Raw genomic sequence first — 12933 nt, 5'->3', positions numbered from 1 at the left:
GGCGATCTTGGCGCGAATCGCAATGCGGGCTGGACGTATCAGGTGTTAAGACCTAGGGACAAGACGGTCCAAGGTTCCCCTGAGAAGAGCGCGCCCGGCATGACCGAGCTCAAGCCCGACCAGTTCGAGATGCGGCGGCTGGAATCGCTCAGCAACACCATTTTTGGCGTTGCCATGACGCTTCTCGCCTACGACCTGCCCAGGGCGGCCGTGTTTACCAGCGCGCCGGATTGGAGTGATCTCGCCCGGGTCTATTCCGGCAAGCTCGCCGGCCTTGCGCTCAGCTTCATCATCGCCGGCGTGTTCTGGATCAGCCATCACCGGCGGCTGGCGCGCCAGCCGGTCGGCAGCCGCGGCGCAGTGATCCTCAACCTGTTCTTCCTGCTGTCGATCGTGCTGCTGCCCGTCACCAATGGCCTCTACACCAACTACCCCATGAGCAGCGCGGTCGCCGTGCTCTACGGACTGCACCTGACCGCGATCGCGGGCCTCAATGCCTGGCTGTGGTGGAGGATTCTCGGCGGCTGGCGTCGCGAGATCATGGCTTCGATGTTTCCGCTTGCCGTGTTCATTCCGGGCACGATCGTCGCGGCATTCGCGCCGCACCTCGCGCCCTTCGTGTGGTTCATCGCCTTCGGTGGGCTGCTGATCCAGCGCTCCTATGTCGCACCGACCAGGCCGGACGCCTGAGCCGACGGCTCACGCCCGCGTCGCGCCGAACCCATCGGACGGTACATAAAGCTTGACCGGGCGGATTTCGTAGACCGCCGACGGATTGACTTCGCGCAGCTTCCGTGCCGCCGCGATCGCCTCCTCATCGCTGTCGTATTCGACGAGGTGGAAACCAAGCAACTGCTCCTTGGTCTCGGCAAACGGACCGTCCAGCACCATGCCGGCGCCGGGACCGCGCAGAGTGCGGGCCTGTTTTGTCCCGTCCAGGCGGGCGGCCGGGCCGAAATGTCCGCTGGCCCGCAGCGGCGCCTGAACCTCGATGACCTTGGCGACGACCGCGGCGTCCTGCTCCGGCGTCCAGGACAGGATTTCGTCTTCCACATGGTAGGCCAGGATGGCGTAAAGCATCGTCACCTCGTTGGTTTTCTGCACAGGTTCGAAGGACGTATCACCACCGCCTGTGCCGACAAGTCCCGGCCACAAAATATTGCGTCGTGGGGACCTGCGACGAAACCGTCCTGAAACCCGATTGCGACTTGCCGGCGTGAACGCCGCCCGAAACCGATGCGACTGATGACCACTGAGAAGGCTGAGGAATTCGGAGGCTGCGATGTCGGGTCACACCATCAAGATCATTTGCGACGCACGGCGGGCGGCGCAGTCGCAACCTGCCGATCTGCACGACGAGGGCGGTCATCATCGCTATTACGGCAGCTCGGCCGAGAACGGCGGCGAGCGCATCGTCGAGAGCCGCCGGGGAAAACGCCCGCGCGCGCATAATGTCTGCGGCTTCTGAAGCCTGTGCCGAGATCGTCTGTTACCATGGACGTCCTGCAAATATCGATCGCCGCGCTGCCGTTCCTGCTGTCGCTGGCGAGCCGGAACGGCAAGGCAATCGCACCGTGCCTGCTCGCCAGCATCTTCACCGTGCTGCTCGGCGATGAACCTCACCGCGCAGTCGTGGCCTGGTGCATTGGCACGCTGATCGCCGCCGTGGCGGTGCGTGAACGAATTCGCACGACCTGAGTGGCCGTGTTTACGGCGCACTCAGGACCTGCTTGACGAGGGCCTCGCGCAGCGTTGCCAACTCGCCGCTCGCCTCCATCTCCGCGATGACCGTGCCGACCTTCGGCACCAGATCGCGATGACGCTCGTGCAGATAATGGTAGATATGGATGCGCTCGAGCGGCGGCGCGAGCGGATAGATCCTGGCCTGCAGATTGAGCTTCCTCACCGCGACCATCCCGCTGAAGAGGTCGGTGACCATCAGGTCGAAGCGGTCGGCGTCGAGCATCTTGACCATGCTCTCAAGACCCGTGGTCGCGGTGACGTCGGCCATGCCGCGCGTGCCGGCTTCCGAGGAGCCGACGCCGCGGACGATGCCGATGCGGTAGTTGCGGAGCGAATCCCAACCGGCGACATCGAAATGCAGCCTGGTCGTGAACACCGCGGGCTCGATGTAGTTGATGGCCGGCGTGATCTTGATCAGCGTCGGATAGTCGCGGGACAGCGTGCCGATCCGCTGGATCTCGCCGGCGCTCGACAGCGCCAGCGCGCGCTTGCCGGGGACGTCCTCGAATTCGAGCCTGATGTCGAGCCTGGCGTAGACCGCCCGCAGCATCTCGCCGCCGACATATTGGTCGGGGATGTCCGCGATGCGCGCCAGCCGGATCAGCTGCTGCGCCTGCGATGGCGCAGCCGGCAGCAGCAACGACAGGCAGGCGATGGCGATCCGCCACATCACGTCTCCTCGACCGTGCATTGCTACTCCTGGATTCGAAGGGCTCGCGCGATCTACCAGGGGTGGCGCCTGCGCGAGGGCTGCAACTGCCAACGCTCGCCCGCGACGCAGGCGATTCCGGACTCGAACCGATGTCATTCTAGCACGCGAGGTGATAGTTTCCCTTGGAATCCTGCTGCTGGGCGCCAGATATGACCCCGCCGACCTCAAGCCGCCCATGGGCCGGCAGGATCGCCGCGCATGCCGCGTGAAGGAAGAATGGGACGATCGAATTGCTCAGCGGCTGGAGCCGGCCGAGCAGGGTGCCGCCAGTCCGGGGAGGTGGTGCGTGGGCAACTCAGGCGATCAGGAGTCCAAGTGCGGCCGCGGGCTTGCCCCGGCGGCCGCCAAACAGGATGTGAGCGGGATCGGCGCTGCGCTTGCGCCGGCAACGTTCGGGTCGCTGTTGTCGCGCATTTTCCATTGGTCGCGCAGCGGCATCGGGCCGCGCCTCTTGGCCGCCGTGCTGCTGTTCTCCTCGGTCGTCACGCTGATGCTGACCGCGCTTCAGCTCTACCTCGACTACGACCGCGAGGTCGGCGTCATCGAGACCCGGCTCGAGGAGATCGGCCGCAGCACCACCGGCAGCCTCGGCGAGAGCCTGTGGAATCTCGACCAGAACCAGCTCAGGCTCCAGCTCGACGGCATCCTGCGGCTGCCCGACATCCGCGCTGCCGAGGTGCGCGAGATCGCCGCGCGTCCCAATCCGATCCGCGTCGCGGTCGGCGAGCCGGCGACGCGATCGCTCGTGACGCGCGACTATCCGCTGACCACCAATGTGCAGGGGACCGCGCGCACGATCGGCGTGCTCCATGTCGAGGCGACGCTGAGCGAGGTCTATCAGCAATTGCTGAACCGCGCCCTGGTCATTCTGGCAAGCCAGGCGGCGAAGACATTCCTGGTTTCGCTGTTCATCATCTACATGTTCCATCTCTTGGTGACGCGGCATCTCGTTGCCATCGCCGACTTCGTCGGCAAATACAGCCTGGCGCGGCCGCCGCCGCCGTTGCACCTGGAGCGTCGGCCGCCCCACGATCCCGACGAGCTGGACAAGGTGATCGTCGCCTTCAACGCCATGTGCGCCAATCTCGAACGCGCCTATGGCGAGCTGCGCGAGGCCAACGCCAATCTCGAGCGCGACCTGACCATCCGCCGGCGCGCCGAAGCGGAGGCGCGGGCGAGCGAAGAACGTTTCCGCGACTATGCCGAGACCGCGTCCGACTGGTTCTGGGAGACGGGACCGGATCACTGCTTCACCTACCTCTCTGACCGGGTGATTGCCTTCGGCATGGATCCCAAAGTGCGGATCGGCACGCGTCGCATCGATACTGCGCTCGATCGCGAGACCGAGGCCGACAAATGGCGCGCGCATCTGGCGGCGCTCGACCGTCACGAGCCATTCCGCAAGTTCGAATATCGCGGACGCGACACGCGCGGGCGGATGCACCATTTCAGCGTCAACGGCAAGCCGGTCTTCGACGCCGATGGTCGCTTCCTGGGCTATCGCGGCTCCGCCACCGACCTCACCGAGCAGCACGAGACCGAGGAGCGGCTGCGCCAGTCCCAGAAGATGGACGCGATCGGCCAGCTCACCGGTGGCGTCGCGCATGATTTCAACAACGTACTCACCGTCATCACCGGGACCATCGAGATCATCCAGGAGGGGCTTGCGGACCGGCCCCAGTTCGCTGCGATCGCGCAGCTGATCGACGATGCGGCGGCGCGCGGTGCCGAGATCACCTCGCAGCTGCTGACCTTCGCGCGCCGCCAGCCGCTGGAGCCGCGCGAGATCGACGTCAACGCGCTCGTGGTCGAGACGGCAAAGCTGCTGCGGCCAATCCTGGGCGAGCATATCGAGATCGCGACCAGTCTTGCGGACGATGCCTGGCCGGCGATGGCCGATCCCTCGCAGCTGTCCTCCGCGATCGTCAATCTCGCCGTCAATGCGCGCGACGCGATGCCGGGCGGCGGACGCCTGACGCTCGAGACCGCGAACCGCGAGCTCGAGGGCCTGCGTAGCGTCGGCGACGGCGATGTCGTGCGCGGCGCCTTCGTGATGGTCGCGGTCGCCGACACCGGTCAGGGCATTCCCGCCGAGCTCCGCGAGCGCGTGTTCGAGCCGTTCTTCACCACCAAGGGGGTGGGACGCGGCACCGGGCTCGGGCTCAGCATGGTCTACGGCTTTGCCCGCCAGAGCGGCGGCACCGTCGCGATCGAGAGCGAGGAGGGACGCGGCACGGTGATGCGCCTGTTCCTGCCGCGAGCAAAGGGCGAGACGCCGGCCAAAGCGACCGCGGTCCAGCCCTCTGCCACGGTGCGTGGGCACGAGACCATCCTGGTGGTCGAGGACGATCCGCTGGTGCAGGGCTATGTCGTCGCCCAGCTCGGCAGCCTTGGCTATCGCACGCTCGTGGCCGGCGACGGCGCAACCGCGCTCGCGCTGGTCGATCAGGGCGCCAAATTCGATCTCTTGTTCACGGATATCATCATGCCCGGCGGCATGAACGGACGGGAATTGGCCGAAGCTATCAGGCTCCGCCGGCCGGGCGTGCGCGTGCTCTACACCTCCGGCTACACCGACAACACCATCGTCCATGAAGGCCATCTCGACCCCGGCGTGGCGCTGCTGTGCAAGCCCTACCGGAAGTCGGAGCTGTCGGAGAAGATTCGCGAGGTGCTCGCCGGCGAGCCGCAGGCCTGAGCGGCCTCTCAACGAAAAGGCGCGGCGGGGAGGCCCCGTCGCGCCCGATTTCTTGCTCGCTGGTCCAGGGCTGAGAGCGCCCCGATGCCAAGCCCTTATTCAGAACTTAGCGGGCGATCCCAGCGAGGTGACAGCGCTTGAGATAAGACACTGGATCACCTCCTTTCGTTGGTTTCCGGAGGCTTAATATAGGGCGAAATCCCGCCGCCGTTAAGGGGGAGGCGAGGGCCCGGGAACTGGCCCGTTGGTAAGGCGGGACAGACCGGCCGGAGGCAGTTGAGACCGCCGCCGGGCCGTGTTAGGTGATCGCCCAGCGCGGGTGTAGCTCAATGGTAGAGCAGCAGCCTTCCAAGCTGAATACGAGGGTTCGATTCCCTTCACCCGCTCCAATGCCACGATTTCCTGCCCGCGGCTGCGATTGCGTCCTTCGCTCTTGACGACCTCGCATGAGAGGGCGGCCCTCGCGGGCCGCTCCCCGAGGTTCAGCTTGTTGCAGTCGGTCCGGCGGAACGAGGTATCGGCTGCGGCCAGATGCCGGCCGGCGCGGGGGCCGGCGGCAGCAAGGTGTCGATCTTCATCGTTGCCGCCTCAGGCTGCCATTTCAGCCATTGCATCGTGTCGAGATAGGGGATCGGCGGCAGTGGCAGTCCGGTGAAGGCGCCCTGTGTCGCCTCTATTCCCCGCGGGCTTTCCACGCCGTAAGCACCGAAGGCGGTCAAGGACATTGCGCTGCCCATGAGCAGAGCGAGCAGGCCTCGCCGCAGATTGTGGTTGGTCTCCGTCCAGGCGGAGAACGTATGAAGATGGCGCGTCATCTATACTCCTCCAATCGTTCGCAAGCAGATCCAGCTGATGGTGACAAAGCTCAGGGAGAACATGAACCAATGGATCGCGTCCTGTCTCATCCTGAGCCGACGACGATGAGACCTGTTCATGCAAGACCTCCGTCTTGAAAACGTATTCTCCTGTCATTGGGAGCCCGGCCGTGGCCGGCCGGGCTCTGTTGCTCAGAAGTCCATGGCGGGAGCGGCCGGAGCCGGTTCGGCCTTCTTCGGCTTCTCGGCGACCAGCGCCTCGGTCGTGATCAGCAGCGATGCGACCGACGCCGCGTCCTGCAAGGCGGTGCGGACGACCTTGGCGGGATCGATCACACCGGCTTTCACCAGGTCCTCGTACTCGCCGGTGGCCGCGTTGAAGCCCCAATTGTAGCTCTGGTGCTCCAGAAGCTTGCCGACCACCAGTGAACCGTCCTCGCCGGCGTTCTGCACGATCTGGCGAGCCGGTACCTGGATGGCACGGCGAATGATATCGATACCGGCCTTCTGGTCCGCGTTCTCGGTCTTGAGGCCGTCGAGCGCCTTGAGGGAGCGCAGGAGGGCGACCCCGCCGCCGGGGAGAATGCCTTCCTCCACCGCCGCGCGCGTCGCATGCATCGCATCGTCGACGCGGTCCTTGCGTTCCTTGACTTCGACCTCCGTCGCGCCGCCGACGCGGATCACTGCGACGCCTCCGGCCAGCTTGGCAAGGCGCTCCTGCAGCTTTTCGCGGTCATAGTCGGAGGTCGTTTCCTCGATCTGCAGCCTGATCTGCTGGGCGCGCGCCTCGATATCCGTCTTGGCGCCCGCACCGCCGACGATGGTGGTATTGTCCTTGTCGATGACCACCTTCTTGGCGCGGCCGAGCATCTTCACCGTCACCTTCTCCAGCTTGATGCCGAGATCTTCGCTGATGACATTGCCGCCGGTCAGGATCGCGATGTCCTCCAGCATGGCCTTGCGGCGATCGCCGAAGCCCGGCGCCTTGACGGCCGCGACCTTGAGTCCGCCGCGCAGCCTGTTGACGACCAATGTCGCAAGCGCTTCACCTTCGATGTCCTCCGCGATGATCAGGAGCGGCTGACCGGACTGAACGACCTGCTCCAACAGCGGCACCATGGTCTGCAAGCCGGACAGCTTCTTCTCGTGGATCAGGACGTAGGGATCCTCGAGTTCGACCCGCATCTTCTCGGCGTTCGTGACGAAATATGGCGAGACGTAGCCGCGGTCGAACTGCATGCCCTCGACCACTTCGAGCTCGGTATGCAGGCTCTTGGCCTCCTCGACGGTAATCACGCCTTCATTGCCCACCTTGTTCATGGCGTCGGCGAGAAAACGCCCGATCTCGTTGTCGCCATTGGCGGAGATTGTACCGACCTGGGCGATCTCGTCATTGGCGGTGATTTTCTTGGCGTGGGATTTCAGATCGGTCACGACGGCCTCGATAGCGAGGTCAATGCCCCGCTTCAGGTCCATCGGGTTCATGCCGGCGGCGACCGACTTGCTGCCCTCCCTGAAGATGGCCTGAGCGAGCACGGTTGCCGTCGTGGTGCCGTCGCCGGCCAGATCATTCGTCTTGGATGCAACCTCGCGCACCATCTGCGCGCCCATGTTATCGAACTTGTCTTCCAGTTCGATCTCCTTGGCGACGGTCACGCCGTCTTTGGTGATGCGCGGCGCACCGAAGGATTTCTCGATGACGACGTTGCGACCCTTCGGACCGAGTGTGACCTTCACCGCATTAGCCAGTGTGTCGACGCCCCGCAGCATGCGCTCTCGGGCCTCGGTTGCGAACTTCACGTCCTTGGCAGCCATTTTGATCTCTCCTTTCTTCTATGACTGTCAGCGCGCTAAGCTGCCTTCTTGAGGGGGGCTGCCTTGTCGACAACACCCAGAAGGTCGCTTTCCTTCATGATCAGGAATTCCTCGCCGTCGATCTTGACCTCGGTGCCAGACCACTTTGCGAACAGGACAAGATCACCCGGCTCGACGTCGAGTTGAACGAGCTGGCCCTGCTCGTTGCGTGCGCCGGGGCCAGTGGCGACAATCTCGCCCTGCTGCGGCTTCTCCTTTGCCGTGTCTGGAATGATGATGCCGCCGGCGGTCTTCTCTTCGGCGTCGAGCCGCCGCACGAGCACGCGATCGTGCAAGGGACGGAAATGCATGCACATCCTCCTTGGGTAGGTTCAGCGATGTCCAAAATCCGGGTCCGTAACGGCCCCCGGGCGGAACAGCACCTAGGCGCAAGGGATCTACTTTCAAGAGGAAGGAAACGAATTTTTTTCCGGCGTAGGCCGGCTCGTCGGTGTGGAGCGCGGGCTCGCTCCCGGCGGCCCGCCCGCGGCGTCCGGGATCGCTCGCCGCATGTTGAAAATCGGGATCATCGAACCAAGATGTCTTCCCGGCTGCAGGGCATCGCTGCGCGGCAGATTGGAGCATCGTCTAAAGGAGGGTCACCAGAGATGCAGACGTTATTGGGACTTGCTGCTCTACTCGGGATGGTGGTTTCGCTGCAGGCGAAAGAAGCGGATACGTCGCGGGCAGTGCGAAGCCCCGACGCCGCCGTCAAGCAGATCGTCAGCAATCAAAGCGGTCAGCCGCCGGGCAAGCCCGCAAGAACAAGGTCGGATGGCCGCAAGGATCGTGATTTTTCGGCGGAGGCCGTTGTGCCGGATATCTGCACCGGCTGCTGATCGATCCGTCAGCAGCCGGCCGGGGGGTTCCGTGTTCCGCTTCTAGCAAGCGCTTGCGGACGCAGCCTCGAGGTCCGGAAAGCGTGCGCACAGCATGGTCTTGAGGCGCTTCAATGCGCGCTGCTCGATCTGGCGGATACGCTCGCGAGAAATCCCGAACATATGAGCAAGATCGTCGAGCGTGCTTTGCCGTTCTGCCAGGTAACGGGCTTCGACGATGGTGCGTTCTCGCGCAGACAGCGCACTCAGGGCCTCCGCGAGTGCGGCCTTCTGCCGTTCGCGGTGTCCGCTCTCGACGAGCAGGGTCTCTGGATCAGGAGATGGATCGGAAAGCCTGTCCTGCCATTGCTCGCCTTCGTCGGCACCGAACTGAACATGCAGCGACATGTCGCCACGGATTCGCCCGTTCATCTCGACGACGTCGGTGTCCTTGACCTGAAGGTGCTCGGAGATCTGCTTCACCTGCTCCGGCGAAAGCTCGCCATCGTCAGGCGCACCAAGGCGCTTCTTCAGCTTTCGAAGGTTGAAGAACAGCTTCTTTTGCGCCGCGGTTGTGCCGAGCTTGACGAGGGACCACGATCTCAGCACGAACTCCTGCACGGACGCCTTGATCCACCACGCGGCATAGGTCGCCAGGCGAAATCCTTTCTCAGGATCGAAGCGCTTGACGGCCAACATCAGCCCGACATTGGCTTCCGAGATGAGGTCGGCGACCGGCAGCCCGTAGCGCCGATATGTCAGCGCGATCTTGGCAGCCAATCGCAAATGGCTGGTCACGAGACGGTAGGCAGCTTCGCGATCCCCGGACTCGCGAAGACGCCTCGCGTACATGACTTCTTCGGATGCATCGAGCAGTGGAAAGCTCCGGATCTCCTGCAGATAACGGGACAACCCGGCTTCTGAATGGATGGCAGGGAGGGCCGACTTGATCGACATGACTTGCCCTCCTTCAGTTCCTGAGTCCGAACAGGCTGCCAAAGCGAATATGCAGTCGCGAGAGCCCGCCGCGATGCGTGAGACCGGTGGACTGCAAGGTGAAGGGACAGGTGGCATTCATATCCAAATCCTCCATCGAGCAAAATGGTACGAGCCGCCGTGTCGCCCCGGCGTGGCCGGGCCCTGAGGGCGCCCGACCACACCAGGCCGGCGGCGCCAAAAGAACCGCCAGGCCAATGGGTTGTTCCGCATGTCAGTTGGCCAGTTCGTCGCAAGTCAGGCTGCCGCTGCCCGATGAGGCAGGGGAGGAGCCCGACGCGTGGTGCTGACTGACCTGCTCGGCTCCTCGATCGACGTGCAGCGCGAATCCGCTTGTCCCGGGCGCCTCGAGCCCGGCGCGGAGTTGCATGCTCGGGATCAGGTAGTCGCCGCCATTCTGTCGCCGGTACGGAATGGGCGCGGTTGTCGCCAGCGTGCGCATCCTTTCACGCAATCCCTCGGCAATCGGCGCAAAACCGGCATCGTCGAGCCGATCGACGCGATAGACCACGAAGGGCGGAAGGACGTCATAGCCCGGATAGTAGAGAATACCGTGATTGATGGGGAAGAGCAGGTCGTCGATGGGTCCGTTGACGCCGCGGCTCGAGTAGTGCTCCTCCCAGCCACCGGCCGTCACGACCAGCATGGCGCGCTTGCCCTTCAGGGTTCCGTCGCCATAGCGATCGCCCCACCGCGTCTCGCTGTGTTCGCCGACGCCATACGCGAACCCGTAGGCGAACACCCGGTCGACCCAGCCCTTGAGGATCGCCGGCATCGAGAACCACCACAGCGGAAATTGCAGGATCAGCACATCCGCCCACAACAGCTTTTCGATCTCGGCTTTCACGTCGCCGGTCAGCGTGTCCGCCTCGAAAGCCTGCTTGGAGGCCGCGGCCGGTTTCAGCCGTTCACCTTGCTCCAGCGACGGAAAGTCCCCTCGATCGACGCCGGATTTCCAGTTCTGGGCGTAGAGATCCGACACCTGCACCTCATGGCCGAGCCGCTTGAGTTCGCTGACCGCGACGTCCAGCAGCGCGCCGTTCAGCGAGCGCGGCTCCGGATGGGCGAAGACAATCAAGACTTTCATGACAGCACCTCCTTCAACAGTGACGTTGATCAGGTAGCGCGCGGGGCCGCGATCGAGTAGATGTCGACAATGGATATGATTGTGCCGCAAAATGGATAAATCCGACGTCACGCTCGAGCGCATGCGCAGCTTCGTCCGGGTCGCCGAGCGGGGCAATCTGTCCACGGTCGCACGCGAGCTCGGGGTCGGTCAGTCGACCATCACGCGCCATTTGCGCGAGCTGGAACAAGCGATCGGCGTGCCCTTGCTGAGCAGGACCACGCGCCGCGTGACAATGACCGAAGAGGGAGCGCGCTACTACCGCGACTGCATCCAGATTCTCCGCATGGTTGACCAGGCCAGCGAGGAGGCCCGCAGCGCACGCGGCGCGCCGGAGGGGACGGTGCGCATCTCCTGCACCGCGGCCTTCGGTGTGCTGCATGTCAGCCGTTTCCTGTTCGCCTTCCAGGATCGCTACCCCGACATCCTGATTGATCTCAGCCTCACCGACGAGCGGATTGACCTTGTGCGGGAAGGTGTCGACATTGCCATCCGGCTCGGCCCGCCCGGTGACAGCTCGATGAAGTTGAAGTCGCTCGGCCAATCCCGGCGGGTGCTGGTTGCCGCGCCACATTATCTCGCTGCGCGTGGCAGGCCGGCGCGGCCGCAAGATCTGGCAAGTCATGAGGGTGTCAGAATGTCCAACATCGCCGGCAGCGATCTGCTCGTGCTCCACGGGCGGCGTGGCGGCCGGCACGTGGTGCCGTTCCGGGGGCGCTTGCGTGTCGATCATGGACTTGCCGCACGCGAGGCGCTGGCGGCCGGCCGAGGGATCGCGCCGGCGCATCTCTGGCTGGTAGAGGATCTGCTTGCCGCCAACAAGCTCGAAGTAGTGCTGCCCGAGTTCTCGCCGCCTCCCGTTCCGCTCAACATGCTGATCGTTCCCGAGCGGTCGGGCATCGCCCGGGTGCGCCTGCTGATCGACGACCTCGCCGCACAAATCGCGCGGACTCCGGGCCTCGAAAAGCCGGGGCTCAGCGGTCGGACGTGACCGATCGAGCTCTTGCAGCTTTCGAACGCCACGGCTGTGACGGTCGCCGGCAGCGTCAATTGCGGACGAGCAAACGCACTCCCTGTTCTGGAACCGGGGCGCGAATGCTGACGTTCTCTCCGCCGATCAATCGGGGTTACGCGGAATGGACGACTATCGAGATCTTGTGACTGCCAGTCTGGCCCTTGTGTGTGCCGGAATTATGCTGGTCGCGGGACAGCTCTACATCGAGCAACATCCTGGGCTGCTGAACCGTCCGGTCGAGCCGCCGCAGCAGCCTCAGACCTCGCCGGCCCTGATCTCGCACGCGCCGGCGCCACAGGAGAACGCGGCTGATCCGCACCGACGCGTCGAGAAGAACCGCACTGGCTGACCATAGAGCTCCGGACGTCTCCGCCCTGCTCGCGGGGAGCCAATTGCATTCTTGGAGGTTTTGATAGAAGGCCCGGCGGAGGCCGGGCCTTCTTCGCATCACCAACCGTACCAGACGGGATAAACCGGCCGGTAGTAGCGAACCACTCGATAGGGAGGGCCGTAACCGTAGGGCGGTGGGCCATACACCGGCCCATAATAGACCGGAGGTGCGGTCGCGGCCGCCAATGTCCCGGCGAATAATCCGAGAGCAAGCCCGGGACCAATTCCCGGACCGCCCCAGCCATGATGACGCCAATGGGCCGAAGCCGGGGCAACCGATCCAATGAGGAGCGTTGCCGCCGCGAGGACTGCAAGAGCAAGCTTTCTCATGTCAATTTCCTCAACTCAGTTTCACGCGCGATGCGCCTGTCTCCGTTCGTTGCTCCACTTAGCCGAAGCTCGGTTCGGCTATACTTTGAATTAGAATTGGCCGGGGCGACTTCAAGTGATTGGTCGCAGGAGCTGTCGATCTTGGGAGGGGCGAGGGGCCCGCGCGCGAGCTTGCCGCCCGGCACGGCCCGATGCGGCAGCCGATCGTTGCCCTCATAAACGCCGCAAAGCCACGCTGCTTGGGTTGCCGCGGAGCGCCGACAGGCGCTGATGTCGGGTCGCGCCGCCCGAATTTTTTCCTGACCTGACCCAAGGATTCCGCCGTCTCGTTCGTCTCAGTGGGTGAAGGCCTGGAAAATTCCTTTCCCGGCCTCCGGTCTACGAGTGGAACTACCATGGCAGTGATGAGGTGCATGCGATCGTGGTCCGGGAGGGG

14 protein-coding genes and 1 tRNA gene are annotated in these 12933 nt (G+C 64.2%); 8 read left to right on the top strand and 7 right to left on the bottom strand.

The genetic code is table 11. The features are described from left to right. Positions 1 to 99 precede the first annotated feature (99 nt). Complete coding sequence (locus HYH08_RS16410) at positions 100 to 690, top strand: TMEM175 family protein (RefSeq protein ID WP_220010836.1); 591 nt, start codon at positions 100 to 102, stop codon at positions 688 to 690. Positions 691 to 699: 9 nt separating this feature from the next. On the opposite strand, the gene HYH08_RS16405 is transcribed toward HYH08_RS16410, so the two are convergent. Next, positions 700 to 1080 (bottom strand): YciI family protein, encoded by a 381-nt coding sequence (locus HYH08_RS16405; protein WP_220010933.1) that lies wholly within the window; start codon positions 1078 to 1080, stop codon positions 700 to 702. 202 nt (positions 1081 to 1282) lie between these two features. Here HYH08_RS16405 and HYH08_RS16400 point away from each other — a divergent pair, with 202 nt between their 5' ends. After that, a complete protein-coding gene (locus HYH08_RS16400; protein ID WP_220010835.1) occupies positions 1283 to 1468 on the top strand; it encodes a hypothetical protein in 186 nt (61 codons plus the stop codon). A gap of 26 nt (positions 1469 to 1494) precedes the next feature. Next, on the top strand, positions 1495 to 1698 hold the full coding sequence (locus tag HYH08_RS16395; protein WP_220010834.1) for a hypothetical protein: 204 nt from the start codon (positions 1495 to 1497) through the stop codon (positions 1696 to 1698). Between the two features lie 10 nt (positions 1699 to 1708). On the opposite strand, the gene HYH08_RS16390 is transcribed toward HYH08_RS16395, so the two are convergent. Next, on the bottom strand, positions 1709 to 2413 hold the full coding sequence (locus tag HYH08_RS16390) for a substrate-binding periplasmic protein (RefSeq protein WP_220010932.1): 705 nt from the start codon (positions 2411 to 2413) through the stop codon (positions 1709 to 1711). Between the two features lie 328 nt (positions 2414 to 2741). Here HYH08_RS16390 and HYH08_RS16385 point away from each other — a divergent pair, with 328 nt between their 5' ends. Both HYH08_RS16385 and HYH08_RS16380 read left to right on the top strand, forming a co-directional pair. After that, positions 2742 to 5153 carry an ATP-binding protein gene (locus HYH08_RS16385; protein WP_220010833.1) on the top strand — a complete coding sequence of 804 codons (2412 nt, stop codon included), beginning with the start codon at positions 2742 to 2744 and terminating at the stop codon, positions 5151 to 5153. Positions 5154 to 5468: 315 nt separating this feature from the next. Beyond that, positions 5469 to 5542 (top strand) — tRNA-Gly (locus HYH08_RS16380). Between the two features lie 93 nt (positions 5543 to 5635). Here HYH08_RS16380 and HYH08_RS16375 read toward each other — a convergent pair. From HYH08_RS16375 to groES, 3 genes are all read right to left on the bottom strand, one after another. Further along, a complete protein-coding gene (locus tag HYH08_RS16375) occupies positions 5636 to 5968 on the bottom strand; it encodes a hypothetical protein (RefSeq protein WP_220010832.1) in 333 nt (110 codons plus the stop codon). Positions 5969 to 6160: 192 nt separating this feature from the next. Further along, positions 6161 to 7783, bottom strand: coding sequence for a chaperonin GroEL (gene groL / locus HYH08_RS16370; RefSeq protein ID WP_220010831.1), 1623 nt, complete (start codon positions 7781 to 7783; stop codon positions 6161 to 6163). 35 nt (positions 7784 to 7818) lie between these two features. Then, entirely contained in the window at positions 7819 to 8133 is a 315-nt protein-coding gene (groES, locus tag HYH08_RS16365) for a co-chaperone GroES (RefSeq protein WP_220010830.1), read from the bottom strand. A gap of 297 nt (positions 8134 to 8430) precedes the next feature. Between groES and HYH08_RS16360 the strand changes: the two genes are divergently transcribed. Then, positions 8431 to 8661 carry a hypothetical protein gene (locus tag HYH08_RS16360; protein ID WP_220010829.1) on the top strand — a complete coding sequence of 77 codons (231 nt, stop codon included), beginning with the start codon at positions 8431 to 8433 and terminating at the stop codon, positions 8659 to 8661. 42 nt (positions 8662 to 8703) lie between these two features. Here HYH08_RS16360 and rpoH read toward each other — a convergent pair whose 3' ends face one another. Further along, positions 8704 to 9597 (bottom strand): RNA polymerase sigma factor RpoH, encoded by an 894-nt coding sequence (gene rpoH, locus HYH08_RS16355; protein ID WP_220010931.1) that lies wholly within the window; start codon positions 9595 to 9597, stop codon positions 8704 to 8706. A 253-nt stretch (positions 9598 to 9850) separates the two neighbouring features. Then, positions 9851 to 10723, bottom strand: a complete 873-nt coding sequence (locus HYH08_RS16350; RefSeq protein WP_220010930.1) for an NAD(P)H-dependent oxidoreductase — start codon at positions 10721 to 10723, stop codon at positions 9851 to 9853. A 91-nt stretch (positions 10724 to 10814) separates the two neighbouring features. On the opposite strand from HYH08_RS16350, the gene HYH08_RS16345 reads away from it, so the two are divergent. Continuing rightward, a complete protein-coding gene (locus HYH08_RS16345; RefSeq protein WP_220010828.1) occupies positions 10815 to 11753 on the top strand; it encodes a LysR family transcriptional regulator in 939 nt (312 codons plus the stop codon). 145 nt (positions 11754 to 11898) lie between these two features. Continuing rightward, positions 11899 to 12126 carry a hypothetical protein gene (locus HYH08_RS16340; RefSeq protein ID WP_220010937.1) on the top strand — a complete coding sequence of 76 codons (228 nt, stop codon included), beginning with the start codon at positions 11899 to 11901 and terminating at the stop codon, positions 12124 to 12126. The last annotated feature ends 807 nt before the right edge of the window (positions 12127 to 12933 follow it).

It is taken from the genome of Bradyrhizobium sp. BR 10289, assembly GCF_019455385.1.
GTDB lineage: Bacteria > Pseudomonadota > Alphaproteobacteria > Rhizobiales > Xanthobacteraceae > Bradyrhizobium.
Note: the sequence above shows the minus strand (reverse complement) of the source record. Positions and strands in the feature narration are given on the sequence as shown.

Coding starts and splice junctions, on each gene's coding strand:
- HYH08_RS16345 (WP_220010828.1), top strand. CDS start 10,815: ATGGATAAATCCGACGTCACGCTCGAGCGCATGCGCAGCTTCGTCCGG.
- HYH08_RS16390 (WP_220010932.1), bottom strand. CDS start 2,413: ATGTGGCGGATCGCCATCGCCTGCCTGTCGTTGCTGCTGCCGGCTGCG.
- HYH08_RS16340 (WP_220010937.1), top strand. CDS start 11,899: ATGGACGACTATCGAGATCTTGTGACTGCCAGTCTGGCCCTTGTGTGT.
- groES (WP_220010830.1), bottom strand. CDS start 8,133: ATGCATTTCCGTCCCTTGCACGATCGCGTGCTCGTGCGGCGGCTCGAC.
- HYH08_RS16395 (WP_220010834.1), top strand. CDS start 1,495: ATGGACGTCCTGCAAATATCGATCGCCGCGCTGCCGTTCCTGCTGTCG.
- HYH08_RS16400 (WP_220010835.1), top strand. CDS start 1,283: ATGTCGGGTCACACCATCAAGATCATTTGCGACGCACGGCGGGCGGCG.
- HYH08_RS16350 (WP_220010930.1), bottom strand. CDS start 10,723: ATGAAAGTCTTGATTGTCTTCGCCCATCCGGAGCCGCGCTCGCTGAAC.
- HYH08_RS16410 (WP_220010836.1), top strand. CDS start 100: ATGACCGAGCTCAAGCCCGACCAGTTCGAGATGCGGCGGCTGGAATCG.
- rpoH (WP_220010931.1), bottom strand. CDS start 9,597: ATGTCGATCAAGTCGGCCCTCCCTGCCATCCATTCAGAAGCCGGGTTG.
- groL (WP_220010831.1), bottom strand. CDS start 7,783: ATGGCTGCCAAGGACGTGAAGTTCGCAACCGAGGCCCGAGAGCGCATG.
- HYH08_RS16360 (WP_220010829.1), top strand. CDS start 8,431: ATGCAGACGTTATTGGGACTTGCTGCTCTACTCGGGATGGTGGTTTCG.
- HYH08_RS16405 (WP_220010933.1), bottom strand. CDS start 1,080: ATGCTTTACGCCATCCTGGCCTACCATGTGGAAGACGAAATCCTGTCC.
- HYH08_RS16375 (WP_220010832.1), bottom strand. CDS start 5,968: ATGACGCGCCATCTTCATACGTTCTCCGCCTGGACGGAGACCAACCAC.